Genomic DNA, 23,841 nt, shown 5'->3' on the forward strand with positions numbered 1-23,841 from the left:
GCTGCTGCACAGATTCCGGTAGGCATGGCGGCTGCCGCACAAATCCCGATGGGAATGGCTGCTGCTGCACAGATTCCGGTAGGCATGGCGGCTGCCGCACAAATCCCGATGGGAATGGCTGCTGCTGCACAGATTCCCTCGACTCAAACTGTATTGGCTGAACTTCCTCAAACTATTACGGCTGTGGCGAATTTGAGCGCAGTCGATGTAGAGATTCGGATTCTACAGAAAGCTGCGGAAGATTTAGCTAAATGCTGTAAAGATATTCAGGACAAATTAAAGAAAAAGAAAAAAGACGACGACGATCGCTTCCCCGAATTTAAGAGTGATGGGTTTATCGAGTGTGACGGTGCAACTATTCCTTATTCTTATGCTGGAGATGGATTAAAAGGTCTCCACCAACAGCAAAACATTATTTTGGGTATCAGCAAAATGATGTTGAAAAAAGTTTGTGATAACGAGATCGAATTTCCTCTCATCCAAGGTGGAGGAACCTTTGTCTGCGATGAAACGTTTGGGAGCTACAATTATTCGGGTGTGGGTTTGTTGGGATTACAAAGCCAGCTAGAAAGAGTTCTGGATTTTAATAGAAAAATTCTTAGCGAAGTTTGCGAGATTGACGCGCCTTCTTTTTCTTTCCCCAATATCTTTGGAGGAGGTACTTATGTGTGCGATGGGAGTATTGTCAATTACGAGTATTCGGGCCCGGGGTTGATTGGGTTGAGCAATCAAATTGGGGAGCTGACCAAAGTTAACACTAAAATTTTGGCTGAAGTTTGCAACGACAAAGAAGATATTTTAGGGCAAATCGATTTCTTAGATTGCGAAGGAAATACCCAAGTTTTACTATATGGCGGTGATGGTTCATTGGGACTGTCAAGTCAAATTAACGCATTGACTCAAATCACAAAATTAACTTACGCCGAAGCTTGTAAAACCCCTATTTGTGTACCTGTACAGCCGGGGGATGAATTCGCAGAGTTCGACGTGCCGAGGCAGCTTGTATTGACTTGGGGCGAAAACTACCCTACACAAACAGGGAGTTTGTGGCATACTCAGATTCCCAATCCCCGTGAGGATTTAGATTGGTGTCGAGATTTTGACAACCTATTTTTTACAAAGGGAAATGTTTATGGGCGCTGGTTGTGGGGTAATTCAAAAATCAAATCGGGGATGCGCTGTGTTGACGAAGAGGAAGCGGATCGCATCCTCGACTTAATTGCTCTCTTGACCACGGTGACAGGGAAAAAACGATTCACCAAGGGTGGTGGCGTAAAACTCGATCCAGCGGTGCGATCTGTGAGATGTGTCCGAGCTGCGATCGCTCAATTAAACGCGGAAGGGTTGGCTGAAATAGTGCAATGCTTTGTCCCACCCATTGGAGGATGTTGATTGCCCAACTATAATTTAGAAAACCTAAAAAATACCTATGCTTTTTAACCTAAACACATCCAATGGGACAAACGTTGTTGAAGATTTACGCGGCGCTATGTCTTCGACAAATGTTGCAGTTACATCAACTGCAGCAGTAGCACTTGCCGCGAATGCTAACCGAACTAAATACATGATCCAAAATTTAGGATCGGCAACTGTTTTTCTAAAAGAAGGTGCAGCACCAGTTACAGGAGCAACGCCTAACTATAATGTGTCCATCCCCTCGGGGTTTTTATGGCTTGAGAATATGGAGGATGCGCGTTACACGGGAACAGTCCAATTGGTAACGGCAAGTGGTACAGCCAATTGCATGGTTTCAGAAGGCGCTCTGAGCTAATGGGTGAGCTAATTGATTTAAATTCAACTATTCCGGTCGCTCGAATAGATCCGGCAATAGCTACAGACACCGAAGTAAAAACCACTATCGACGCGCACGTCGCCGCGCCCGATCCACACCCGGGATATGCGCTCGAAAGCTCCTTTTTTTCCTACGGGGACATTCCGACAGCCACACCCGGATCGGCAGCCCTTAATTTTATGGGAGGCGGTACAACTGCGGCAGAGCGATCTCAGAATGGGGCTTTTATCGCTTTCCATCGACCGGGTATTGCGGCCAACTATTTTGGATTGTCTATCTTTAATGATTTGCGATTAGGGGGCTGGAGCAATTCCGGATCGTCTTGGCGGGTGTGGCACGAAAATTATGGGGTGCCAGTTTGGCAAACTCCCTCTGATTCTAAACTTAAAAAGCGAATTAGACCCATCCCGTCAGCACTCTCCTTGATCCTAGCGGCTAAGCCGATCTCTTTCGAGTACAGCCCGACTTTGATCGGAAAATGGAGCGAGTCGGATTATCACCGAAAAAAAGTCCATTATGGCTTTGCCGCCGAAGAATTCCCAATAACGGATCTGGTAAGTGTAAAAGATAACGGATTTTTAGGGCTGGATTATCTGGAAATAATTCCATTTTTGGTACGAGCGCTCCAGGAACTGCACCTTGAGGTGACAGAGTTGAAAGCTAAACAAATTTCAGCAAGTTCGATTAATTCGTAATCGAACGGTCATGGGTTCAAAACAATCGGCAGGGTGCCTTATCACAGCATCCTGCCGATGGTGGTAACTATCACGCACCATTTAATTACTGACGCGCAATTGCTATCATAGCTCCCGCACCCGCTCCGCCGCACGCTACAGCCAATACTGCCAAATCTGGCTTAAGGAATTTCCCCGCGGTACAACCGAGAAACAAAGCCACAATAACGGTAATAGGCAAGTATTTGGTTTGCCGTTCGAGGCGGGAAACGCGATCAGCAATCGAAGTTAAATATAGTTCAACTTCATCATTCTGCCAAACCAACTGCTTTTTAAGCACAGCCTGTTTGGCTGCCCCATATAATGGTTTTCCATTCTTACCTAACATTTCCACAATTGCCTCCTAGTTTAACTTCTTCAATTCTTCGTACCAGAGCTTTGCCTGGTTAAACTTAGCCCCGCCTGTACCTGTGTTAAAAATATCTCTACTCACAGCAGTCATGCTTTTTCCGAGCAATTGAATACCCCGCCAAACCGCCATATCTGGGTTTACAGGTATTAGTTTAATTACTTCGTCCGAAGCACTTCCTGCTTCGCTCAAAAGCCTCAAAATGTTCGATAGTGCGATCGATCGCACGTCCTCTGGAAGTATTGCCCCATTTAAACCTACTAATTCAGCCACCTGAGCTACCAGAGCTACCTGTGCTTCCTCTTCAACAATTTCGTTTTCGATTGGCAAAAGTATTGATTCATCACACTGAACTAACTGCATCAATTGTATGCACTCACTCACCTGCTCATGAGTTAAAGAAAACCACTCACCAATTACTCTAGAAGAGCTGAACTTTGAATGTAGTTCCTTTTCAATCCTGTTCATCTCTTCAACACAAGCGTGATAAACGTACCTAATTTTTAGTGGACATCCTGTCTGGAGTTCGTTTATGCGTCGTAAGACAGAAATTTGTGTTTTGCCAATCTTAAATCTTGGTGTACCCACGGCTTGAACTAAATAGATGTAACCTGCTTTAGGAGTCTCTAACACTCGCAAAACTGCTGTGTTACGATTACTCATTCTTAACCTCAAATAAATTCGTCAAAACCTAAAAGCGAAGCATTAATCAAACTGTTTTTTTAGCGATTCGTACCAGTGTTTGGCAACCTGAAACTTTTTTCCACCGCTGCCCATGTTGAAAATTTCTCGACTAACAGCAGTCATACTTTTTCCAAGTAATTTGATTCCTATCCAAACAGCGCGATCGGGTTCAGTGGGCATTAAAGCAATCACTTCATCTGAAGGACTTCTTGCGTCACTGAGAAGTTTTAAAATCTTCGCCAGGGCTGCCGATCGTACATCTTCTGGTAGCGTGAAGCAATCGTCAGAAGTGTTGTTATTGCGTACTTGTGGCGCTTTTGGTGGCGCTTCAGATGCTTCATCCCAGGGTATAGCAGGTGGAGTTACTTCTGCTTCTGACTTATCGGGTTCGTAAATGTCCTCTAGCCACTTCTTCGCTTGTTCAAGGAATTCAGCTTTATTGGCGGTAGGACTGATTCCTGGTTTTGTTGGTTCTATCTCTGGTTGGGTTTGGGGTAGAATTTCAGATGTTTCAGGTTCAATTTCAATTTTTGAATCGAATAAATTGTATACCCAGCTTGAACGAATCCAATCAGGAGCGATAGAAATTTTCATGTTCTCGATCGGCTCACCCTCTTCGTCTTTAATTCCAGAAATCGTACCACGCCACAGGGGTTCCTGTTCCGAGTTAGAATTTAATTTGATGCGAATAAAATTTCCCGCAATCGCCTCCGCAAACCCCTCACCGCCTCCCAGTGCTGCCAGTGTTTTGGCGTGGGCAATAAGAATGGGAGATTCATTGGCTTTACGTGAATCACTAGACAATTTAGAACCAAATTTAGCTGCCAATTCCTGAGTAGCTTCTTCCTGTCCGTACCGCGTTACTTCGTCAAATATCGAAGTAATGGGATCGTCTTTCAGAGTACGTCGGGTAAACCGATCGTACATTGCGTCAATCTGTGAATTTACCTCCTTATAATTGTGGTGAGTTCCAAAACCGGGAACTCCCAACTTGATTAAATATTGCCAGCAGTAATCTTGGTTCTGATGAAAATGAGGATCGGCGATCGATACAATTTCATGACCCCGCAAATAATAGCGACACAGAGCCAGAAATTCTACGAAATAAGATTTTCCGCTGCCTTGGTCGCCGTAAACTAAGATGGGTTTCTTCATGCACTGAAGAATCCAACCACCTTCATGCTCAGTAATGAATTTGAGTAACTTAGCTTTCTTAGTAGCAAATGACTCTTCTGTCTCCTTAATATCCTTGACAATTTCTGCCAAGTCACACTCAGGCAATGCCATTTGTTCAGGTTCAGCCTCAGCAGGTTCGGGTGGTTGTAACCGAGCTAAAACTCGATCGAGTCTTCCCTTTCCGTCCTGAACCGCAACATAAGCATCATGAACATCATCTGTATAATCAGCAACGGCGACTCCAACGCGGGCCGCCTCCTTCTGCTTGGCTTCAACTACCAATACTTCCCTCTGAGATTCAGCGATCGCCAATTTGTTTTTAAAAGCTTGCTCTCTCTCAAACTCCTCCTCTTCCTTGATTTTTGCCTTTTCTGTGGCAATTTCCTGTTCGCGATTCTCATCAGCCTTCGCTACACAATATCCGGCTGTAAATACTCCGCCTCCGATGCCAGCGGCTACGGTTCGCAGCAAAGCAAACTGCTTAGTCGGAATTGGCGCGATCGACAACAACATAAAAATCATGCCACCGATCGCAAATGACCTAGCCATTTTTCCCTCCGATCGCCCCAATGACTGCGATCAAAATTCCAACTATCAAAAGAATCGCTATCGCGCCAATCACAAACTGAACCACTGATATTCTCCCCAACAATTCCCAGTTATTTACCAGCATTCCGCCAATAATCGCCAGGGCTGACCACCGCCGCAGAATCTCAGCTTTGCCACTGGGGAAACATAACCCGATCGCAATTGCGACACCCGTGATCGTACACAGCCAAAAATATTGGGAGATGAGATAAGTGAAATTGCTGAGGAACAATCCCGCACAAAACCAGCCAGCAAGGAAAAAGAAATCACTGCTCACGGCTGCCTCCAATTCCAAAGAATAGGCTAACTCTTCCCAGACCGCGACCAAAATTAGAGACAGCATTGTTCACCGAGCGAGCTACATTTCGATTCACGGTATCTGTAGCGCGTGTAGCGCGCTGCCCCCAAGTCCAGGCAGAGCTCCCTCCCCCAAAAGCTGGCTGTTGTTTGTCGCTACCCCCAAATTTTGGATGAGCTAACCCGTGCCTTCCGCCTTTTAATGCCGCTGTTGCCCAAGCCAGCTCCTGAGATTTAGAAGCTTTCCATTCCTCAATCGCTGCTTGAAATTGTGGATTACCTTCGAGAGCGGCAATCTCGTCGTCAATTTTTGCTTTATAGGCAACGATTGAATGTTGCAATTGAGCATCTACGCCACGATTAAAGTCAGTAGTCTCAGCAGTCCCTCGTTCTTTCTCCTTTTGTAATAAGTAATCCTGTTGTTTGAGCGCCTCGGCATGATCATTCTCGGCTATCAAAGCCTTCACTTCGGCTTCCTTCATCTTGGAAGCGCCCTTAAATCCTTTCTGGGAAAGCCAGCCTTGGAATTGGCGGAATTTTACTTGCCCATTGAGTACCGATTCAAATTTGCTCTTAATTTCGTCATAATTATCAATGAACCACTGCGCTTTTACCGAGCGATCGTGCAGGTCTGCCCATTGCTCGATCGTATATGAGGTGATGTCGTCGTTGATGTTGTACTTGTCTTGCATCAACGATGAGCCAGACTCAATCAATGAACCCCCAACTAAAAAATCTAAAACTTGAGCGTTTGCCATGTCCATATCAGTCACTCATCCTTCAAACTTTTGACTTGACCAATGACCTCGGTTCCTTGTGCAGCAGTAACGGATTCTCTTCTCAAGTCATCCGGGCTGCTTTTCATGGGGCCCGCCACAAGATCGGCAGGGCTATTTGTAACAACAGGAGGTTGCAGTATTGCCCATATTTCTGGAAGAGATTCGGGAGTAATTTGAAAAACTTTAGTCATTAGTCCACTCCTTTACATTCGCAATGGTGTAAATATCAAGTCCCAGAGCATCGGCATTGTTGTATAATTCCGCTAACTCAACAAATGCTAGTTCTATAGGCTTCGGAATTTCGACAATATACTCTCCACAGTCACTCCATCGTTCCTCATACCGTCCAGAGAGCGCCATTGCAGCGTTTACCACTTCGTCTCGTTCGCCTAGTGTATTAACTGAAATCCATGCCATTACTTAACCTCTCAAACTTTTAACTTGACCCATTACCTCTATCCCCCGTGCATCCGTGACTCCTTCATCTCTCAATTCGGCAGCGGCTGCGCGAATAGCTTGCTGCGAGTTTGTGGCAGTCACTATCAGGATTTTGGGGCTGTTGTAGCAGCGCAAAATTTTGACCTTATAAAAAGCCATAATTACGACTCCTGAAGTTTCTTGATACCTTCCGCAACTTCCTCCGTGAAACCTAGTTGCAATTCTGCTGCTGCCTGTCTTCCCCACGCCCGCCCCGCTTCTCGGTAATTGTTGAGTAACCCAGATTTCAAGGAAGAAATCGCAGCCAGATTGATGTCGGCAGCAGTGGCCGCATTAGTTGCGATCTGGTTGTGCTGATCGACAAACACGATCGCCGCTGATGTCGAGGCACAGGGAACAGCGGCCACTTTATCCACGAACTTGCGAAGCTCGGCAAACTTTTGAGCTTTTAACAACTTGATGGCATTGACCGCAATCTGAGAGTATTCAGTTGCTCTTGCACCGCCACGTCGCAAGACCTTTATGTCAATCGCATAAATGCTTGTCAGTTTAAAAACGGCTTGCCGCAAAGCAGACTTGTTCAAATCAAAAAGGCGTTGCATTTGTGCGGCTGAATACCACTGCTCAATCGATTCTGCTTGCTCCAAATCGATTTGTTGAACTTCAACATCGATTACATTCTGATTTTCAATTTCCATTAAATTTCCTATCTGTTTCCTAGTTGAGTTTTTAGATACCTGCTCTCTCCCGGCTCTAGTGGTGGCAATTGAGCCTCAACCTCCCTAAGTGCTCGAAGCTCACACACTGGGAGGTCGCCGTAAACCGTAAAGATTTTAGTGGAGTGACGACTACTGATTACCTGAACTTCTCGGAAACAGGTATTTTGAGGTTTCCCTAACAACCAGTCAAACATTTGCTTTCTCCTTGCTTGAATCGATTTGAATCGATTTGAATCGATTTGAATCGATAAATCAACATTAAAAGGGATTTAACAGTAAAGGTACTAGCCACTGACCAACAATTAGTCACCGACCAAAATCGATTTAAATCGATTCAAATTTGCACAAAAAAGCCCCCTCCACAAGGGAGAGGGCTGCAACAATTTAATTAGGGTGTAAGCGGGAGTATATCTCACCAAATAGGCGTTTTATGTAAATCTTGGGTTCCCGGTATTTAGGGTCTGTGGGTTCCTTTAAATAGTTATAAAGGCTGTGAACGGGAATTCCCGTTTCTCTTGCCATTTTGTAGACTGACCACTTGGTCAGTTCTCGGAAAGTTTTTGGATCTAATTGCGGATTTGTTGCTACGGTAAACATATCATCCTTCCTTGTTAAGGTGATCGGCTTCTGGTTGTTCAAGCAACGCAGGAGCATTTTAATTATTGATTTTTGGTAAAGGCAAGAGCGGCATATCCTTCGACGATCGCCACCTGGAGCACTGCCAACAGTTTAAGCCCCTCATTTCTCTCGATCTTGGCGGGGGTATAGATACTCATTGGCAGATTGGGATATGTGCCGAATATCAGTCCCAAGCTCTCATTGAAATCACAATCCACACGCAGACTAAACGCGATCGCCTCCATGAACAAGAGTCGTTCCTTCTGGCTGGCACGCTCAAACTCGGAGCCATAAACATCAGCCAAAACTGTAGAGACAGAATTCGGAACAGTCACAACCATAAATAAAAACCTCTAAAAAATGAGCGATCGCACTTGAGAACAAACACGATCGCACGGCTGGAGAGATAGAAAAAGCCCGTCAGCCCGAGCTGCACACCACTAAGGCAGGTGTCGCCGTCGAAAATTAGAAGGGGATTCGATCAAAATCTGCCTCAGAGTCGGGATCAGAATTCAGATCGCTTTCTGAGGCTGAGGGCTTTGGGTTGCTATCGTCTCTTAGCTCGCGCAATTGGGCCATTTGATTGTCAAAGCGCGTCACCAATAGTCCTGTCAAATCCACTGCTATTTCAACGAGGTCAGCATATTGGTCGGCGCCATATCGACCAGAGGCAATCATCGCCGCGAGTAATTGGGTTGCCATAACCTCACCGTGAGGCTGAGGGCAACTAGGATCATTAAAATAGTCGCGAATCTTCAATTTTTGCTCAAAGCTGAATTCTTCCATTTTGTGGAATACTCCCAAATTTTTCGTTTAAGGTCGTATCTAAATCCACAGGCTTTAACCTCGAAAAAAAGTTGATAAACCCTGATTTGACCCTGATTTGACCCTTGGTAGGAAGCACATCTAACGCCTGCAAAATCTTAGTCCTGAGTGCGGGAGTGATGCGCCGCCCGATCGTCACTACATTGGTCGGCAGTGGCAAATTATTGGTAGGCGATGGCAGACCCTCTCGATCGGGGTCGTCATTTATGAAAGGTTTCGATCGATAATCAACTGTGTAAATCAGATGCAGATATCGTTTAGCAGCGAGTTCTCGGCATTGCAGGTCGGGGTACTCGTCATCGCTCTCAAAAAAAGAGCAGCATCGAGGAGGCAATTCGGGCATAAATCACCTCACCAGCGCCCACTTACGATCGCCCACACTCCAGCGATATCCCATGCGGTTAAGCGAGTTGTAAAGCACCAACTTATCCAAGCCTCTGCATCCTGGGAGGAGTGCCACAGCCTGCTCGTACTTCTTGAGTTTGATTTTCATAAGCAAATCTAAAATCCAATACCCAGAAACCAAAAGTGTCCGAAATTTCGGACACTTTCTAGGGTCACTGGAATTATTTTCGCTCTGGCCGAGTGGAAAATCAGCCAGGGCAAACGCCCGATTTATTAGCCACCCTCGGCGCCAGGGTGAGGGGTTGCCCTTCCCCTTAACTGGCGTCGAACCAGCTTCCACTCCTACTTTTTAGAGCAATTATGAGGCCGTCAATCAGTAGGCTAGCCCCCGCTTGATTTATTCCGGGTGTCACTTCGTCTTTCCAAAGGGTCAGCCATTCAGAGCTGCTGCACACTCAATGCCGTACTCTCTACGGCGCGAAGATGCCCGTCGCTCCGGGCTGTACACACACACTTTGACTGGGGCGGTTGTATCCGTTGTGGACTTTTTAAGGACACCAGAGTATCAAATCCTTTCTCGGGCATTCACCATAGTGTCTGCATTTCCCCCTGGCAGGTGTCGCCAGTCTTAAAAAGTGTCCGAAATTTCGGACACTTTTGACGAAAACTTCGGTGGTTGCGCGGTTTCGCCGATCGCTAAAATCGCTTAAACTCTAGGAAAACCTAGATTTAATATGAACTTCAAACGGCGAATCGACTGGCGCAAGTGGCTGGGAGTGGCTGGATGGGTAGCACTGGGCTACTTCATGGGCAGACCCGACCAATTAGAGCGGTTGGCACGGAATTTGAACAACCAGATGGCGACCCAACGGTTGATAATTCCTGCGACGGTAACGACGATCCATCAACCGGTGTTGATTCAGAGGCAGCCAATCATAGTGGCGGCGCCGCAACCCCTCCCCCAGGTTCTGACTCAAGGTTGGAGCCAGCTTTCAGATCCACAAGCGCGGTTTTCTATTCTGGTGCCGGGGGCCGTCGAGAAACAAGAAAACTCCCAAGAGCAGACTTTCTCTGTAACAACAACTAATGAGTTTTACAGCATCAGACACTCGAATTTTCTCAACTCTGAACTAATTACCGATAAAGGGAAGCAGGCAGTGCTAGAGAATGCTGCCGAAACGTTTAACCCTCAAGATTTTAGAGTTGTCAGTAAACGAAGTTTTGGACTAAATGGGGTTCCCGGAGTAGAGATTCACTTGCAGCATAGAGATGCCAATATGCCACCCACGGTAATGCGACAGATGGTTGTTGACGATCGCTTTTACTCAGTTTGGGTGACAACTCCCTACCCCCAAAACGCTCAAGCATTCTTGAACTCGTTCCGCTTGCACTAGCAGACCGAATAGGTCTGACATCAGCCTCCCCGATCGGTGATCGGGGAGGCTTAACTATTTAATTTTCAAGGTTCTGTGAAGAAGAGGCGGATACCACAACAGCTTCCTTCATGGATTCAAAAGCCTCAATCAGTTCATCAAGGCTGCACTGGTAGACTTCCAGCATTTGCCGAACCTTCGATAGTGGCAAGTGTGGTACTGAAATCCCTCTCTCCCATTCACTCACAGTGGACTCTCTAACATCGAGAGCCCGGGCGATTTGGCGTTGAGTTAATCCAGTACGTTTTCTGAGATTCACGGGAGTGGGTTGACTTCTTTGGTCTTGACTCATATCATAGTAGAAACTAACGGCAAACGCAAGCGGTCGCCGTTAGTTTGGTAAAAGGACAAAAATGGCAGACCGGGGATTGGCGTCTACGGTCTGCCTACAACAACTATAAATTTCCTCTGTCGATCGCTTGGCCTATTACTACATAAGACCTGCGGGCTGTAGCAGGGAGCCAAGCGAAAAACAAAGGAATCCCTTTATACCTCGAATCCTCACCAGTTGAGTGCGGTGTTTTACCCCCAATTCACAAATGCACTTTTTACTGATTTTCCTCATGTTTCTGCCGCCCGATGAGGCACCCCCCTCTGGAACCGGCCGCAGAGATGCCCAATTCCCCCAGGAGGTAGCCGCTATGTAAAAGCGATCGAGCTGAGATTTTCACTGCTTTTGACTAATGGTTTCCGCGATCGCGTTACAGAGGCGCGATCGCTTCCTTCCCACTCATCACTCATCACTCATCACTCATTACCAAAATGCAAATTGACCCAACTTATAACCCAGAAGGCAATGAGCTCAAAGCCCAAATTATCGAACAGCGAGCCTCACTGAAGCACCTCCGAATTTTGCTCAATGAGATGGACTTCGGTCACAAAATCGCAGTAGCTCAATTTGCCTGCAACCTGATAGGCAGCACACAGCTTCCCCAACTAATAAATCTCAAGCCATTTAGAGAGAAGTTTGACGGTCAACTTCAAGCCGCCATCACCCTCATGGGTTCACTGCCGCCAGACACTCTCTCTGAAATTGCGATCGAAATATTGGAAGAACCCCGCGACCAGAACGAATAACCCGACCGCTCACCTCACACAACAAAGGATGCCCGCAATGGTAATGGCAACCACCGATCGACCACTACGCGCCGCCGACATGGGGCGAACAGAAGCCGAGCAAGTAACTCAGGCAATCAAAGACAACTTCGACAGTTTGGGCGCGATGCTGGCAATGGCTCGCGATCGCAAGGCCTACAAAGCACTCGGTTATAGATCATTCGAGACCTACTGCCAAAGCGAATTTGGCAAAAACATCAGCAGTGCCTACCAACTAATAGAGGATGCCAAAGTTCTCTCGCAACTAGAGGCAAGGATTTCCGAAAATTACGGGGAGGACATAACCATCAAAATCCCTTCCTCCCACCTCAAACCTCTCAAGGAGATTGACAATATTGACGATAAACTCAAAGCCCTAGAGTACGCGACCAAACTAGCAGAATCCGAAAGCAGGAAACCCACAAAGAAAGACTTGGAAATCGCAGTGTTTCAAGTTTCCGGCAAGCGCTCAGAAGATTTTAGAGCCGCAATTCAAGGCTTAGGATTTAGTCGCGGCGTACAAGTCGAAGTCTTCAAATCTTTAAACAGAGACAGAGGATTTGTCACAAAAATTGACAAGGGTGGCAAAATTCACATTGAGTTTCACTATGGGGGAAATGCAGCAATCCCCTATGATGCCGCCGACTTGCGGATACTTTCAGGGGATGAGCAACCCGCTAAGCCATTGAATGAAGATATCACCAACAAAGGCGACAGAGTATTAATATTCTCACCAGCCCTGAAAGGCAAAGAGGGTACTATTTTTCAGTGGAAAAGTGGAAAAAAAGCATTAGTAAGCGTGGACGGGGAAAACAGCTCGATCGATATTGCTTATGCAGAAATGGAGTTAGTAAAAAGTGAGGATAAAAACCCCAACTGGGAGGCTAATTTGGTATGGGAGGTTGGAAAAAATACCTACTATTATACTCCCGATCAATCAACGATATACAGTGATAAATGGCCGCATGACCTATCAATAAATACCCCCCCAAATCCAAAAGAGAATAGCCCTGCCCAATTCATGCAGGTGTGGGAGGAGGAATCCCTAAACAGCTTGCTAGAGTCTTTTATGACTCCAGCTAGAGCAAAGACTCTAGCGCTCGCACAGGCGATCGAGCTCCCAGAAGGACAGGGACAGGAATTCGCGGCCGATTTAATTGCCAGCTTGCTGCAATTATTCCCTGCTGCCAGTCCCGAACCTATTGCTCAGAAAGCATTAGGAATCAGCTTTGCCCAAACTGTTGACGAGCTTGTATCAGGAAAGAAAACACAGACTCGCCGCGCTTGGCAGGATGATTACGCCAAAAGTTTTATTCGATACTTTGAGGAAAATATCGCTATCCCAGCATTAGATAAAGGTCGGCATCGTGGCGGACGCAAACTAGGATTTATCAAACTTACTCAACGCCCCTACCAACAGTATTTATCGCAAATGTCAGCCACCGACTTGCAAGCAGAAGGCGGCATGGTTGCTACAGCAAAAGAATTTATTGATGAATTTTTTGAGGGGCAGGACAAGCTAGTTTGGGTGCTACATTTCGAGTTCTTGTCAACACCTGCAAGCAACAATACAGACGAAGTAATAGTAGAAAATCAACGGTTGCGAGAACAACTCGCGGAAGCTGAAACCGTTATACATTCGAGCCAATTAGCCGAAGAGAACCAACAATTGCGCGAACAACTAGCCGAAGCTGAAACCGCTATCCAATCAATGATTGCAGCTTCCACACCCTCAGTCCTGGCGTCAGCCCTGGAGCCTGATGTTGTGACCGATTTCTTACTAAAAAATCCTGGCGAAACTTCAAGCCCAGGGGAAGCTGCACCGGGCAACGACTTCTTACTAGAAAATACCTCCGAAACTGCAAGCCTAGGGGAAGCTGCACGGCACCCCGATTCTTGGAAGCAATTACTAGAAAACAATGGCTTCACGCCAGTCCCCTATGAGCTAGAAGGGTTTTATAAAGGTAGCTGGCGAGGATGGAAATTATTCTTTTGTACTCCCAATGGTGGAATCACCGCAATAGATATCGCGAACCAGAAAGAGGAAATGTTTGCGCGATGTACCGAGGTTGATTTCGATATTGATTTAGGAGACGAAGAAGCACTCATTAACTGGACAAGAGGAATTATTAACCAAGTTGAAGATTTTTGCCCTGGACAGCTAGCATTCGATTTGGAAACTGGAGCAAGTGCCGACTTGCCAGAATTACCACCAACTGTTCAATCTCCAAAGCAAGATATCAACACGGCTATTGCAGCAAGAAGAAAAAAGATTGAAGACGAGTTAGAGCAATCAACGCAGGAACTGTTACAGACCAAGAATGAGAAGAAAATAAATAAAATAAGAATAAATATCAGACTACTAAAATCTAAGCTCGAAGATGTTGAGAAATTTGTAACCAGCCGAATCGGCGACTCAGTAACTAGGAACAAATTCCCCGACAAAAAAGGAATCATCGAAAGGTTAGATGTATCCATTACAGGACTACCAATGGCATGGGTAATGTGGCCCCAAGAATATGAAGAGGAACCCAATTCGCCAGAAGAACACAATATCGGAACTTTAACAAATCTTAGTAGTGCTAGCCGTGGTGAGAAATAGCCATGCAGAAAACATTAGGGCGACCACTATCAAGCGACTGGGTATCAACTTCAGAGGCAGCCACCCAACTAGGCATAAGTCGCAACCACCTGTTGAATTTAAAAGCAGACGGCACGTTCAAATTAGGGCGACACTGCCGGGATATTCGCCGCACCAACGCCATGCGAGCTACCTACAAATGGAATCTCCCACTCCTTCAGAAAATATTGGATAAGGGGCCACAGATTCGCTAGCTATGCAAACATTGACCGCCAGCGAATCACTCATCACCCTGCCCGCGAATTGGATTTTAGAGCCAGTTTGCGGCAAGCGGCCCTATAGGAAAGAGTGGACAAAGACAGATCTCGATCGCCTCTCATGCCTCGCAGAATTAGAGAGCGGCAAGGCCACCGGCTTGGGATTAAAACTTGGCAACGGATTGCTAGCGATCGACATCGACGGAGAATCAGCCACCAAGTTACTAGAAAAATTGGCCGGAGAGAATGACCTCTCAGACTTCGCAAAAACAACCGCATGGACTAGCGGCCGCCCTGGTAGAAGGCAGTGCCTTTTTTTAGTGCCGGAATCTGCTTGGGAGCGAATCAAATATCAAAAAATCCTTACCGGCGTGACAGGCGACGACGGCAAAGAAGAGTGCCTAGAGTTTCGGTGGATAGGGCATCAAAGTGTACTGCCGCCAAGCCTTCACCCAGGCACGGGCAAGCCTTACCTTTGGATCAATGATCCGCTGCAATCTCCACCGCTTCAGGCTCCTGAATGGTTAATCAAACTCTGCGAAAATTGGCATAGCGAGTATGCAGGCAATGACAATCTAGATTTGGTACGCTTCCCCGCCAGACTCTACGCGCATTTTGGTGGACAGATGAGGATCTGGTTGTTGGCACGTCGTTCCGACAATAAAGGCAGCGGAGTGGGAATTTTTTCGATAGAGTTGGCTGCTCACCTTTTAAATCTCTCAAAAAAACGGGTTTACGGCTTGCTAAGCGAAGCGAAAAAATCGGGTCTTATCCGAGAACGCAAACTAAAAGGTGACAAAGTAACGGTTTATTACACAAGTTTTGAAAAAGTTGTGGCGATCACCGGTCTAGAAAAAATAGGGCCGGTTGCCGCCATTGATATAGGTGATCTGAACTATCTCCACATACTCGCCACAGAAATCGAAGCTCAACATCAACAAAAGCTTTCACTCTACTGCAAACGCCAGGAGGAAGTCGAAAAACTCAAAGCTCAGGGCTTAGACCCTGGAAAAATCCCGACTCGCATCGTGCAACCGGGAATCCTTCACACCTGCGAAATACCGGCGCGGGTACTGGCACGGGGTTCCCGTTTTGATTATTTCGAGTCGGGATTTGAATTCTACGGTGGGAGTCAGAAAGAGATCGCTAATAATCGGCAGTTGTCTGAATCGACTATTAGCCGCCACCTTTGTAACTCCTACCGCATGAAACTCACACCAGTTCATCAAAAACGATCGGGAGTTCCCCCACTAATCAAGAAGCAGTTACTCGAAAAATTGCCACACTTGAAGGGAATGCCCCCCGATATGGGTGCAGAGGATGGCTTGCTATTCCTACACAAACACTGGTGGAAACCTCATCCCAATATCTATTTGCTGGAGCATCGGCTAGTTTCATGCCGCAGGCAAAGGAGCCGAATCGCCCAGCAAAATAGATAAGGTAAAATTATGTTTGAAATTTCCGAGGCCGAGGTTTTTAGACAATAAGTTTTACTTATTTGAGTATCGTTTTAAAGAATTTAGAATGTCGTTTTAAAGAATGTTCTAAACCTTTAAACCTAAACCTAAAGACCAACGCCTCAAGAAATTTTCAAAACAAACCGGAAAGAGGAAACGCAAAATCGAGCAAAGCTAGAAAGTGTCCGAAATCTCGGACACTTTCGGCAGAGTTTTACTGTACAAAAGAGGAATGAAAAATTCCCATGTTAGTCAGTTGGAGTGCAAAAACTTATGCCTGATGACCTATTACTACCTAAAGTCCAAGAATTCGTACACAGGTTTGAGTCTGTCTTCGAGGGTGACTGGGGACACACTAGAGAGTGTTTAGAAGATATTCCTCGTGACGAAAATTTTTTAAGGTCTACTTCTACCGAATTTTACACTTCCGATCACTGGAATAATTACATTGCCTTGCTTGACGCATACCGTGATCTCAAAGCGTTTATGAAAAGTGAAGGGATACATCCTGACGACGGCAAAAAATGATCTAGAATGTTTAAATAACAAGCAAGAAGAGGGATAATGGGTAAAACAAAACGGCAAAAACAAGTAAACAAGAATTACAGCAAAAGATTGAGCGAAGATCCAAAGGTTAAAAGTGGAAAAATTAGCTTAGGAACCTTTATTAACAAATCCGACTTTCCTGCCCTTACACTCCTTGCACAGATTCCAGAGTTTGAAAAATCAAAAATAATAGATGCAGAAGTATGTGTAAGTTTTGCTATTGAGGATCTCAAAATCGCAGGTCTAGCATTCGTGTCTGTAGATAAAGATCGAAGGATTTGTGTGGGCATATCTGCTTGGTCGGCAGTACCAGCATTATCGAAAGTTGAGACAGACAGGCAAACGAGTTTATTCCCTTATTTTGAAGAAGAAGTGGGGACACTTGTAACCGAAGCCTATCAAAAGCTTGAAGCCGAAATCTATCAAACAACATTCCTCAGACTAAATTAAGGCAAAGCTATTGAGATGGGGATAAATTTTGCAAGATCCGATCATAGGCTCGTTGTTGTTCGCGTTCATTCAGTGCCAGATGATAAGTCTGGGTATGAGTTGCTAACGAGTGACCCATTTGTTTCGCAGCCAGCGCCGCATCCAGCCCAAAGCTCATAGCCCGAATCGCCCAAGCGTGCCTTAGATCATAGGCACAAAAATCGGCAGGCGACCGAGCGAAGAACTTGCACACGCGATCGCCAAAATCGGCATGACAGTCACCAGTGACGGGAGGCCGCTTGATATTCTGCAAATCCCACTTTTCGGTCCACTCCGGTCGTAGCGGCCAGCACTGCCGATATCCGGTTTTGCCTTCGAGCACTTGGGCGATCGGAAACTTACTCAAATCTAAATAGAAGGCTTCGTGGTCGCGCAAACCGTAAGCAGCAATTACACCATAAATCCACTGCCATTGCGGGTTTTCAATCTTGTCGAAGCAAGCCTCAATCTCCTCATCCATGGGTAAATTGCGGGGTTGAACCTTATTCGGCGAGTAGTTGCCGAGCAAATCACCCAAATCCATATCAATGCCGGCAAACTGAGCGAGCTGGCGAAATGCTAAGCAAAATCGGCGACGCTGCCGGGTGTTGGGTGTCGTTTTTGCGATCACACTTAACAACATTTCTGCGGCGATCGGCTCGTCCGCGGGTAACTGATTAAAAGGTTGCAGATAATCGGTTTTCCATGTAGTTGGACAGACCGCAGCGCGCTTACTTTCTTCAAATTTCGCTAACCAATCGGCGATCGTCTCGGACGGCTTAGAATTGCCGCCACCGTAATCCGCCCAGTCAAACTTTCGGGCATCCCGCAGATACCCCACTTTGCGAGCTTCCTTCTCTGCCAGAGATATTCCGGCGATATTCGCGTGAATGCCTAGCGCGATTTGTTGCTGGCACGGAGACAACTTGCCCGAACCGGGACGCGGGGGGAGTACAGCCCGAAGATAAAGGCGATCGCCCCTCTGTAAAATACTCACTCCTATTTTGGCCGCCTTGAGCCTACCGTTCGCCTGGTTAATTCTTGGGTTGATTGGCACTGTCTTAAATTTGCACTACTTTCTCGATCTAATTATGTGCGATTATATGCGATTTACACTCCGCAACAATCGCCCAATTGTTAGCCTGTAAGCGTTTCAAGCTATTTAAAAACATGACTTAAAAAGGCGGCACCCAGATTTGAACTGGGGGTGGAGGTTTTGCAGACCTCTGCCTTACCACTTGGCTATGCCGCCGTTACGTCTCAAAATTGACGTTTTCTTATAGTACACCAAATCTTGATTATTTCAACATATTTGTCAAAAATTTCGTGCAGCGAAGCTATCCCGTAGGGAATCGCCCTTTTTTCCCATATCCCCAAAACCCATCCGAGGCTATTCTAGAACTACATCGATCGCCCGCAACATCAGCCATGACACCTGTTTCTCCCCTACTCGTCGCCCAAATCACGGACACTCACTTGTTTGCAGAGCTCGATCGAGAATGGCAAGGCCTCTCAACAGCCCGCACCCTCCAAGCAGTTCTTGATCGCTTGCAACAGATACAGCCGCCGCCCGACTTACTCCTACTCACAGGCGACTTGTCCCAAGACGAAACACCCGAATCCTACCAGCGCCTCGTCTCCCTCATCGCCCCCCTCGGAATACCCGCCTACTGGATACCTGGGAACCACGACAACATCCCAGTCATGGCAGAAATCTTAAATCAACCGCCCCTTTCCCCAGAAAAATCATGGAAACTAGGAAACTGGCAGTTTCTATTACTTTCGAGTGTGGAAGCCGGATGCGACGGCGGGCGGCTTTCCCCAGAAAGCTTGCATTGGCTGGATTCTCAACTGCAACAAACGGGCGATCGACCTGTTATCATTGCCTTGCACCATCATCCTTTGCCGATCGACTGTGAAATAATGGATGGAATGATGCTGCACAATGCCGATGAATTTTTAGCAATTGTCGATCGATATCCTCAAATCAAAATCGTTCTTTGCGGCCACATTCACCAAGAATTTCAACAACAGCGGGGCTCAGTTACCTACTTGGGGACACCCAGCACCTGCCTCCAACTTTTACCCAAAAGCCATCCGATTATACTTGACGAAATCCCGCCGGGATTTAGATTGCTTGAATTGGCGATCGACGGTACTTGGAACACCAGAGTTGAGCGAGTTGCTGCAAAATCGCCACTAACTTAATATTTTTTAGTAGGTCTAAAATAATTACTATCAAATTTACATTTTGTTGTCAATACATCAACAGATAGATTCTTTTTAGCAGCCCCATCTATTATGATATTTATTAACCATAGATTGCAGACATACGTAAACTAGCGAGCTACGAACATAAATGTCGATCGCAATTTAACAAAACAGGAAAAACTAAATATATGTCTGAACTAAATGGCGTCATGATGCAGTATTTTCACTGGTACAGCCCCGACGACGGCAGCCTGTGGAATCAGCTAGCAAAATCTGCAAAAGATTTAGCCAAAATAGGCGTTACGTCCCTGTGGCTGCCACCCGCCTATAAAGGAACTGGCGGCGGTATGGATGTAGGTTACGGCGTCTACGACTTATTCGATTTAGGCGAGTTCGACCAAAAAGGGTCGGTACGCACGAAATACGGGACAAAAGATGAGTATTTGGCCGCGATTAAAGCTGCACAAGATGCTGGAATTCGGATTTATGCTGATGTTGTCTTCAACCACAAATTAGGTGCCGATGCAGAAGAAGAAGCCGAAGCCACACCCTTCCATCCCGACAACCGGAATGACACCGTAGGCGAATATCAAAAAATCAAAGCTTGGACGCATTTTACTTTCCCCGGCCGCGACAAAAAATATTCCAGCATGGAGTGGCATTGGTGGCATTTTGACGCCATTGATTACAACGTTTACAACACAGAAACCCATGCCGTTTACCTGCTAAAAGGCAAAGAATTTGATCAAGGAGTAGACTTAGAAAAAGGTAATTTTGACTACCTGATGGGTTGCGATTTAGATATGGACAACCCAGAAGTCAGCGGGGAGTTAAAATACTGGGGTGAGTGGTATGTCGATACAACAAACGTTGACGGCTTTCGCTTCGATGCCGTCAAACACGTTAAAGCAGAATTTTTCCAAGAATGGTTGGAACACGTTCGCCACTATGCCCAACGCGACCTATTTGCAGTCGGTGAATATTGGTCTTATGAAGTTGAAGCTTTGCACTACTTCATCCAAGCAACCGATGGTAAAGTCTCCTTGTTTGACGCGCCCCTCCACTACAACTTCTACGCTGCTAGCAAAGCCGGCAATAGCTACGACTTACGAACAATTTTTGATAACACCCTCGTCCAACAGCAACCAGCCCTCGCCGTTACCTTGGTTGACAACCATGATTCCCAACCCTTACAATCCCTAGAATCAGTTGTCGAGGCTTGGTTTAAACCCCTTGCCTACGCTTTAATTCTGCTGCGGCGCGAAGGATATCCGTGCATTTTTTACCCGGATTATTACGGCGCTAACTATAAGGATACAGCAAACGATGGCAACGAATACGAGATTTGGTTAGACAAACATCAGTTTATTCTCGATAAATTCTTGTTAGCGCGCCAAACCTATTCCTACGGCAATCAGTACGATTACTTCGACCACGCCAACACTATTGGCTGGACGCGACTCGGAGATGAAGAACATCCGGGCGGCATGGCTGTGGTACTCAGTAACGGAGGCGATGGCACCAAGTTTATGGAAGTCGGACAACCGAATCGAACTTATATTGACATCACCGAACATATCCAAGAACCCATCACAACTAATGACGATGGTTGGGCGGATTTTCGGTGTAACGCTGGTTCAGTTTCTGTCTGGGTGCCCCAGCCGTAAGAACTGCGTTAAAAGTGACGTACTCCTCTGCCTAAAGTAGGGTGTGCACTGCACACCTTACCGCTATAATTAGTGCCTTAAACCACTTGTAACTTTCATGATTTTGATGACGGAAACTTGTTTCTAGTGAGGAATTTAGTCCTCTCTCTAGTATTATTTTTATGCTAGGCGATCGCAAAAAAAAATATTTATCTAAAAAAATATGAAACTTTCAGAAAAAGTTGCAGTTATTACCGGCGGTGGGTCGGGAATTGGTCATGCAGCCGCAATTTTAATGGCAAAGGAAGGCGCAAAAGTTGCGATTATCGATCACATTTTGGAAACGGGGCAAGAAACCGTCCGCCAGTTGGTCAAGGAAGGAGGCTGCGGGCTGGCTATTGCCGCAGATGTTGGGGATTCTCAGCAAATGCAACAAGCATTTCAAACAATTTTTGACGAATATCAAAGAATTGATATTGTGTTTGCAAATGCGGGTATTAACGGTGTATGGTCGCCGATAGAGGAGATAGAACCCGATGAGTGGGATCGGACAATTAACACCAACCTCAGAGGAACATTTTTGACTGTTAAGTATGCTGTTCCTCATCTAAAAAAACAAGGAGGTTCGATTGTCATTACATCATCAATTAATGGCACCAGAAGTTTCAGGAAAGTTGGTGCCACGGCCTACGCTTGTTCAAAAGCTGCCCAAGTAGCCTTTGCAAAAATGCTGGCGCTAGAACTCGCAGCCTGCCAAATTAGAGTCAATGTGATCTGTCCGGGCGGGGTGCTAACTGCCATTGAGGAAAGCACCGTTAAGCGCCATCTCGATCGCATTCCAGTCGACCCTGATTCCATTCAAGACATGATTCCGTTGACGGATAATACGGCCGGTTCTAGCGAAGAAGTCGCCCAATTAGTGTTATTTCTGGTATCACATTCCTCCAGCTTCATCACAGGTACTGAAGTCTGGATTGATGGTGGCGGTTCTTTGATTTAAAATCTCAATATATTATATCAATTCCCGTTGCACCGGAATGATAGCAACTCTGGACACGGCACTGCCGTCTCCTGATATTGTCTCATGACTAATATCAAATCTGTTAGCCTCAGAATTATTCCTATCTCTATTCTCGACCTCTGCGTGAATCAGCGTCAATCCCTTGTCATCGGCGGTGAAGAAGTTCTCTTTTTTTGACCGCAGATACAGGCAGATTAACACAGATTAACGCAGATGAATTAGATGGATTCCGGTTGCACCATCTGTGATTGTTGACTGTTGACTGGATTTTACTATTCCGATGCTACCGGAATTGATATAACTCTCCAGTTTTTTACAGCCCTTTGCAATGTCTGCGGCAGCCACTTATCGTACTGAGGATAAACAGGCAAACGCTGCACAAGTTGCCATCCCGATGCTGCTAAAATGTCTGTTAAAGTTTGGTGTTGCAGGTGAGGATAATCGGGATTAACTTCATCCAGCGGCCCAATTCCTCCTAAATCTCTAGCACCTGCTTCTAAACAAGCCAGCAATATGTCTGGCTGTGCAACTAAATTGGGGGGAATTTGCAGCCTGATTTCATCAGGTAAAATGCTGCGGGCGATCGCAATTACTTCCGGCATTTTTGTAGCATCAAAAACTTCGCCTTCCCAACTTTGTTGATTTCCCGGACTGTGAGGCTGGAGGATAACTTCTTGAATGTGATTGTAACGCGAATGAATCCGGGCGATCGCCTCTAATGTCTCAATCCAATCGGCCTCACTTTCCCCAATTCCCAGCAGCAAACCAGTTGTGAACGGAATCTTTAATTTCCCAGCCCATTCTAACTGTTGCAGCCGCAGCGCCGGCACTTTACTCGGTGCGTGTCGGTGAACCGTTTGTAACAAATGTGGGGCAAGCTGTTCTAGCATCAGCCCCATCGATACATTCACCTCTTTTAACTGTGCCATCTCCTCAAAGCTGAGCGGCCCCACATTAGTATGCGGCAAAAATCCCAGAGCAAGTGCCAGTTCGCACAAATCGTAAATCCGCTGCAACCAAGCTTTTCGGCGTTGACTGTGAGGATGTACCTCGCCGCTGAGGATGAGAATTTCAATTACACCTTGAGTTTGCAGCAGCAAAAGCTGTTTTTCGGCTTCTGCGAGTGTTAGCCAAGGACTTTGCAGCGGTTCTGCCCGAAAATTGCAATAGGTGCAGCGGTTAAAGCACTCGTAAGTGGGAACGAGGGTATAAGCAGGGCTGTAGGTGACGGTGCGGGACATTCCTTGGGATTTTTATCGATCGGACTTACGCAACAACATACATCTGTGCAGTGCGAGTTTTGCGGTTGGCGATCGCAACCCTTGATGTATCTTAACACTGACGCAAGTCTGGAATCTCGTTGTCCAGGTAGATTATGAGTATTCTTCATTGGTGGGCGATCGTCCACCAATTCCGCATTCAGCTTTTAAACTCCTTATACAGCAAGCTTTCTGGCTTTTAAAAAGCATAATTTATGACACCTATAAGAAAAACTGTTCTTAAAAGGTCTTTACAAACTGAAATAAAAGCTTTATGTTTATTTACATGGCGGAACACAAAGCCGTCACGAACATTGAAAACCAAATAAAGCAATCATAAACAAATGACAACAACCTTACAGCAACGCGAAAGCGCCAATGTCTGGGAACGCTTTTGTGAGTGGGTCACAAGCACAGACAACCGGATTTACATCGGTTGGTTCGGCGTCTTGATGATTCCTACCCTCCTGAGCGCCACCATCTGCTACATCATCGCCTTCATCGCTGCTCCTCCAGTGGACAT

29 protein-coding genes, 1 tRNA gene and 1 pseudogene are annotated in these 23,841 nt (G+C 46.1%); 14 read left to right on the forward strand and 17 right to left on the reverse strand.

What is annotated here, in order from left to right; genetic code table 11:
• From QUA70_RS12385 to QUA70_RS12395, 3 genes are all read left to right on the forward strand, one after another.
• Window positions 1-1,392, forward strand: a 1,392-nt coding sequence (locus tag QUA70_RS12385) for a hypothetical protein (protein WP_333347209.1), incomplete at its 5' end; no start/stop codon positions are given.
• A 37-nt stretch (window positions 1,393-1,429) separates the two neighbouring features.
• Window positions 1,430-1,771: a hypothetical protein gene (locus tag QUA70_RS12390; protein ID WP_333347207.1), complete on the forward strand. Its 342-nt coding sequence runs from the start codon at window positions 1,430-1,432 to the stop codon at window positions 1,769-1,771.
• Entirely contained in the window at window positions 1,771-2,487 is a 717-nt protein-coding gene (locus tag QUA70_RS12395; RefSeq protein WP_333347204.1) for a tail fiber domain-containing protein, read from the forward strand. The genes QUA70_RS12390 and QUA70_RS12395 overlap by 1 nt, the downstream gene beginning before the upstream one ends.
• Before the next feature lie 85 nt (window positions 2,488-2,572).
• Here the strand turns inward: QUA70_RS12395 and QUA70_RS12400 are convergent, their stop codons facing one another.
• The 13 genes from QUA70_RS12400 to QUA70_RS12460 form a co-directional block, all read right to left on the reverse strand.
• Window positions 2,573-2,860, reverse strand: coding sequence for a hypothetical protein (locus tag QUA70_RS12400; protein WP_333410431.1), 288 nt, complete (start codon window positions 2,858-2,860; stop codon window positions 2,573-2,575).
• A 9-nt stretch (window positions 2,861-2,869) separates the two neighbouring features.
• Complete coding sequence (locus QUA70_RS12405; protein ID WP_333347199.1) at window positions 2,870-3,538, reverse strand: GIY-YIG nuclease family protein; 669 nt, start codon at window positions 3,536-3,538, stop codon at window positions 2,870-2,872.
• Between the two features lie 42 nt (window positions 3,539-3,580).
• Entirely contained in the window at window positions 3,581-5,284 is a 1,704-nt protein-coding gene (locus QUA70_RS12410) for a hypothetical protein (protein ID WP_333347196.1), read from the reverse strand.
• A complete protein-coding gene (locus tag QUA70_RS12415; protein ID WP_333347193.1) occupies window positions 5,277-5,600 on the reverse strand; it encodes a hypothetical protein in 324 nt (107 codons plus the stop codon). Before QUA70_RS12415 ends, QUA70_RS12410 begins: the two co-directional genes overlap by 8 nt.
• A complete protein-coding gene (locus QUA70_RS12420; RefSeq protein WP_333347190.1) occupies window positions 5,590-6,378 on the reverse strand; it encodes a hypothetical protein in 789 nt (262 codons plus the stop codon). Before QUA70_RS12420 ends, QUA70_RS12415 begins: the two co-directional genes overlap by 11 nt.
• A gap of 11 nt (window positions 6,379-6,389) precedes the next feature.
• Complete coding sequence (locus tag QUA70_RS12425; RefSeq protein WP_333347187.1) at window positions 6,390-6,590, reverse strand: hypothetical protein; 201 nt, start codon at window positions 6,588-6,590, stop codon at window positions 6,390-6,392.
• Window positions 6,583-6,816, reverse strand: coding sequence for a hypothetical protein (locus tag QUA70_RS12430; RefSeq protein ID WP_333347184.1), 234 nt, complete (start codon window positions 6,814-6,816; stop codon window positions 6,583-6,585). Before QUA70_RS12430 ends, QUA70_RS12425 begins: the two co-directional genes overlap by 8 nt.
• Window positions 6,817-6,819: 3 nt before the next feature.
• Window positions 6,820-6,996: a hypothetical protein gene (locus QUA70_RS12435; RefSeq protein ID WP_333347181.1), complete on the reverse strand. Its 177-nt coding sequence runs from the start codon at window positions 6,994-6,996 to the stop codon at window positions 6,820-6,822.
• A 2-nt stretch (window positions 6,997-6,998) separates the two neighbouring features.
• Entirely contained in the window at window positions 6,999-7,535 is a 537-nt protein-coding gene (locus tag QUA70_RS12440; protein ID WP_333347179.1) for a hypothetical protein, read from the reverse strand.
• A gap of 680 nt (window positions 7,536-8,215) precedes the next feature.
• Window positions 8,216-8,515 (reverse strand): hypothetical protein, encoded by a 300-nt coding sequence (locus QUA70_RS12445; RefSeq protein WP_333347176.1) that lies wholly within the window; start codon window positions 8,513-8,515, stop codon window positions 8,216-8,218.
• Between the two features lie 124 nt (window positions 8,516-8,639).
• Window positions 8,640-8,876, reverse strand: coding sequence for a hypothetical protein (locus tag QUA70_RS12450; protein ID WP_333347173.1), 237 nt, complete (start codon window positions 8,874-8,876; stop codon window positions 8,640-8,642).
• A 64-nt stretch (window positions 8,877-8,940) separates the two neighbouring features.
• Complete coding sequence (locus tag QUA70_RS12455) at window positions 8,941-9,342, reverse strand: hypothetical protein (RefSeq protein ID WP_333347171.1); 402 nt, start codon at window positions 9,340-9,342, stop codon at window positions 8,941-8,943.
• A gap of 3 nt (window positions 9,343-9,345) precedes the next feature.
• Window positions 9,346-9,492 carry a hypothetical protein gene (locus QUA70_RS12460; protein ID WP_333347167.1) on the reverse strand — a complete coding sequence of 49 codons (147 nt, stop codon included), beginning with the start codon at window positions 9,490-9,492 and terminating at the stop codon, window positions 9,346-9,348.
• A gap of 586 nt (window positions 9,493-10,078) precedes the next feature.
• Here QUA70_RS12460 and QUA70_RS12465 point away from each other — a divergent pair.
• A complete protein-coding gene (locus tag QUA70_RS12465; protein WP_333347164.1) occupies window positions 10,079-10,738 on the forward strand; it encodes a hypothetical protein in 660 nt (219 codons plus the stop codon).
• Between the two features lie 58 nt (window positions 10,739-10,796).
• Here the strand turns inward: QUA70_RS12465 and QUA70_RS12470 are convergent, their stop codons facing one another.
• Window positions 10,797-11,069: a helix-turn-helix transcriptional regulator gene (locus QUA70_RS12470; protein ID WP_333347162.1), complete on the reverse strand. Its 273-nt coding sequence runs from the start codon at window positions 11,067-11,069 to the stop codon at window positions 10,797-10,799.
• Between the two features lie 470 nt (window positions 11,070-11,539).
• Here QUA70_RS12470 and QUA70_RS12475 point away from each other — a divergent pair, with 470 nt between their 5' ends.
• From QUA70_RS12475 to QUA70_RS12500, 6 genes are all read left to right on the forward strand, one after another.
• Window positions 11,540-11,854, forward strand: coding sequence for a hypothetical protein (locus QUA70_RS12475; protein ID WP_333347160.1), 315 nt, complete (start codon window positions 11,540-11,542; stop codon window positions 11,852-11,854).
• Window positions 11,855-11,891: 37 nt separating this feature from the next.
• Window positions 11,892-14,474: a hypothetical protein gene (locus tag QUA70_RS12480; RefSeq protein WP_333410433.1), complete on the forward strand. Its 2,583-nt coding sequence runs from the start codon at window positions 11,892-11,894 to the stop codon at window positions 14,472-14,474.
• Between the two features lie 2 nt (window positions 14,475-14,476).
• The gene (locus tag QUA70_RS12485; protein ID WP_333347156.1) at window positions 14,477-14,707 is read left to right on the forward strand and encodes a hypothetical protein; all 231 of its coding nucleotides are present in this window, start codon (window positions 14,477-14,479) and stop codon (window positions 14,705-14,707) included.
• 2 nt (window positions 14,708-14,709) lie between these two features.
• Window positions 14,710-16,149 carry a bifunctional DNA primase/polymerase gene (locus tag QUA70_RS12490; RefSeq protein ID WP_333347153.1) on the forward strand — a complete coding sequence of 480 codons (1,440 nt, stop codon included), beginning with the start codon at window positions 14,710-14,712 and terminating at the stop codon, window positions 16,147-16,149.
• A 291-nt stretch (window positions 16,150-16,440) separates the two neighbouring features.
• Window positions 16,441-16,695 (forward strand): hypothetical protein, encoded by a 255-nt coding sequence (locus QUA70_RS12495; RefSeq protein WP_333410434.1) that lies wholly within the window; start codon window positions 16,441-16,443, stop codon window positions 16,693-16,695.
• Between the two features lie 36 nt (window positions 16,696-16,731).
• Entirely contained in the window at window positions 16,732-17,163 is a 432-nt protein-coding gene (locus tag QUA70_RS12500) for a hypothetical protein (protein WP_333347150.1), read from the forward strand.
• Window positions 17,164-17,170: 7 nt separating this feature from the next.
• Here QUA70_RS12500 and QUA70_RS12505 read toward each other — a convergent pair whose 3' ends face one another.
• Together QUA70_RS12505 and QUA70_RS12510 are read right to left on the reverse strand one after the other, a co-directional pair.
• Complete coding sequence (locus QUA70_RS12505) at window positions 17,171-18,178, reverse strand: site-specific recombinase (protein WP_333410435.1); 1,008 nt, start codon at window positions 18,176-18,178, stop codon at window positions 17,171-17,173.
• Window positions 18,179-18,362: 184 nt separating this feature from the next.
• Window positions 18,363-18,433: transfer RNA gene (locus QUA70_RS12510), tRNA-Cys, on the reverse strand.
• A 74-nt stretch (window positions 18,434-18,507) separates the two neighbouring features.
• On the opposite strand from QUA70_RS12510, the gene cpdA reads away from it, so the two are divergent.
• The 3 genes from cpdA to QUA70_RS12525 all read left to right on the forward strand — a co-directional run bounded on the left by cpdA (window position 18,508) and on the right by QUA70_RS12525 (window position 22,038).
• Window positions 18,508-19,389 carry a 3',5'-cyclic-AMP phosphodiesterase gene (gene cpdA, locus QUA70_RS12515; protein WP_333347145.1) on the forward strand — a complete coding sequence of 294 codons (882 nt, stop codon included), beginning with the start codon at window positions 18,508-18,510 and terminating at the stop codon, window positions 19,387-19,389.
• A 191-nt stretch (window positions 19,390-19,580) separates the two neighbouring features.
• Window positions 19,581-21,059, forward strand: coding sequence for an alpha-amylase (locus QUA70_RS12520; RefSeq protein WP_333324791.1), 1,479 nt, complete (start codon window positions 19,581-19,583; stop codon window positions 21,057-21,059).
• A 202-nt stretch (window positions 21,060-21,261) separates the two neighbouring features.
• On the forward strand, window positions 21,262-22,038 hold the full coding sequence (locus QUA70_RS12525) for an SDR family NAD(P)-dependent oxidoreductase (RefSeq protein WP_333324790.1): 777 nt from the start codon (window positions 21,262-21,264) through the stop codon (window positions 22,036-22,038).
• A 293-nt stretch (window positions 22,039-22,331) separates the two neighbouring features.
• Here QUA70_RS12525 and cofG read toward each other — a convergent pair whose 3' ends face one another.
• On the reverse strand, window positions 22,332-23,300 hold the full coding sequence (cofG, locus tag QUA70_RS12530) for a 7,8-didemethyl-8-hydroxy-5-deazariboflavin synthase subunit CofG (RefSeq protein ID WP_333347142.1): 969 nt from the start codon (window positions 23,298-23,300) through the stop codon (window positions 22,332-22,334).
• 362 nt (window positions 23,301-23,662) lie between these two features.
• On the opposite strand from cofG, the pseudogene QUA70_RS12535 reads away from it, so the two are divergent.
• Window positions 23,663-23,841: pseudogene (locus QUA70_RS12535) on the forward strand (photosystem II q(b) protein); the annotation flags it as partial.

This window comes from Microcoleus sp. LAD1_D5 (assembly GCF_036702115.1).
Lineage (GTDB): Bacteria > Cyanobacteriota > Cyanobacteriia > Cyanobacteriales > Microcoleaceae > Microcoleus.

Bases quoted from the DNA above. Each gene is read 5' to 3' on its own strand.
- QUA70_RS12420 (WP_333347190.1), bottom strand. From the start codon at position 6,378: ATGGCAAACGCTCAAGTTTTAGATTTTTTAGTTGGGGGTTCATTGATT.
- QUA70_RS12525 (WP_333324790.1), top strand. From the start codon at position 21,262: ATGAAACTTTCAGAAAAAGTTGCAGTTATTACCGGCGGTGGGTCGGGA.
- QUA70_RS12495 (WP_333410434.1), top strand. From the start codon at position 16,441: ATGCCTGATGACCTATTACTACCTAAAGTCCAAGAATTCGTACACAGG.
- QUA70_RS12445 (WP_333347176.1), bottom strand. From the start codon at position 8,515: ATGGTTGTGACTGTTCCGAATTCTGTCTCTACAGTTTTGGCTGATGTT.
- QUA70_RS12455 (WP_333347171.1), bottom strand. From the start codon at position 9,342: ATGCCCGAATTGCCTCCTCGATGCTGCTCTTTTTTTGAGAGCGATGAC.
- QUA70_RS12500 (WP_333347150.1), top strand. From the start codon at position 16,732: ATGGGTAAAACAAAACGGCAAAAACAAGTAAACAAGAATTACAGCAAA.
- QUA70_RS12410 (WP_333347196.1), bottom strand. From the start codon at position 5,284: ATGGCTAGGTCATTTGCGATCGGTGGCATGATTTTTATGTTGTTGTCG.
- QUA70_RS12520 (WP_333324791.1), top strand. From the start codon at position 19,581: ATGTCTGAACTAAATGGCGTCATGATGCAGTATTTTCACTGGTACAGC.
- QUA70_RS12470 (WP_333347162.1), bottom strand. From the start codon at position 11,069: ATGAGTCAAGACCAAAGAAGTCAACCCACTCCCGTGAATCTCAGAAAA.
- QUA70_RS12395 (WP_333347204.1), top strand. From the start codon at position 1,771: ATGGGTGAGCTAATTGATTTAAATTCAACTATTCCGGTCGCTCGAATA.
- QUA70_RS12490 (WP_333347153.1), top strand. From the start codon at position 14,710: ATGCAAACATTGACCGCCAGCGAATCACTCATCACCCTGCCCGCGAAT.
- QUA70_RS12425 (WP_333347187.1), bottom strand. From the start codon at position 6,590: ATGACTAAAGTTTTTCAAATTACTCCCGAATCTCTTCCAGAAATATGG.
- QUA70_RS12475 (WP_333347160.1), top strand. From the start codon at position 11,540: ATGCAAATTGACCCAACTTATAACCCAGAAGGCAATGAGCTCAAAGCC.
- QUA70_RS12485 (WP_333347156.1), top strand. From the start codon at position 14,477: ATGCAGAAAACATTAGGGCGACCACTATCAAGCGACTGGGTATCAACT.
- QUA70_RS12440 (WP_333347179.1), bottom strand. From the start codon at position 7,535: ATGGAAATTGAAAATCAGAATGTAATCGATGTTGAAGTTCAACAAATC.
- QUA70_RS12405 (WP_333347199.1), bottom strand. From the start codon at position 3,538: ATGAGTAATCGTAACACAGCAGTTTTGCGAGTGTTAGAGACTCCTAAA.
- cofG (WP_333347142.1), bottom strand. From the start codon at position 23,300: ATGTCCCGCACCGTCACCTACAGCCCTGCTTATACCCTCGTTCCCACT.
- QUA70_RS12390 (WP_333347207.1), top strand. From the start codon at position 1,430: ATGCTTTTTAACCTAAACACATCCAATGGGACAAACGTTGTTGAAGAT.
- QUA70_RS12465 (WP_333347164.1), top strand. From the start codon at position 10,079: ATGAACTTCAAACGGCGAATCGACTGGCGCAAGTGGCTGGGAGTGGCT.
- QUA70_RS12480 (WP_333410433.1), top strand. From the start codon at position 11,892: ATGGTAATGGCAACCACCGATCGACCACTACGCGCCGCCGACATGGGG.
- QUA70_RS12450 (WP_333347173.1), bottom strand. From the start codon at position 8,876: ATGGCAACCCAATTACTCGCGGCGATGATTGCCTCTGGTCGATATGGC.
- QUA70_RS12460 (WP_333347167.1), bottom strand. From the start codon at position 9,492: ATGAAAATCAAACTCAAGAAGTACGAGCAGGCTGTGGCACTCCTCCCA.
- QUA70_RS12435 (WP_333347181.1), bottom strand. From the start codon at position 6,996: ATGGCTTTTTATAAGGTCAAAATTTTGCGCTGCTACAACAGCCCCAAA.
- QUA70_RS12430 (WP_333347184.1), bottom strand. From the start codon at position 6,816: ATGGCATGGATTTCAGTTAATACACTAGGCGAACGAGACGAAGTGGTA.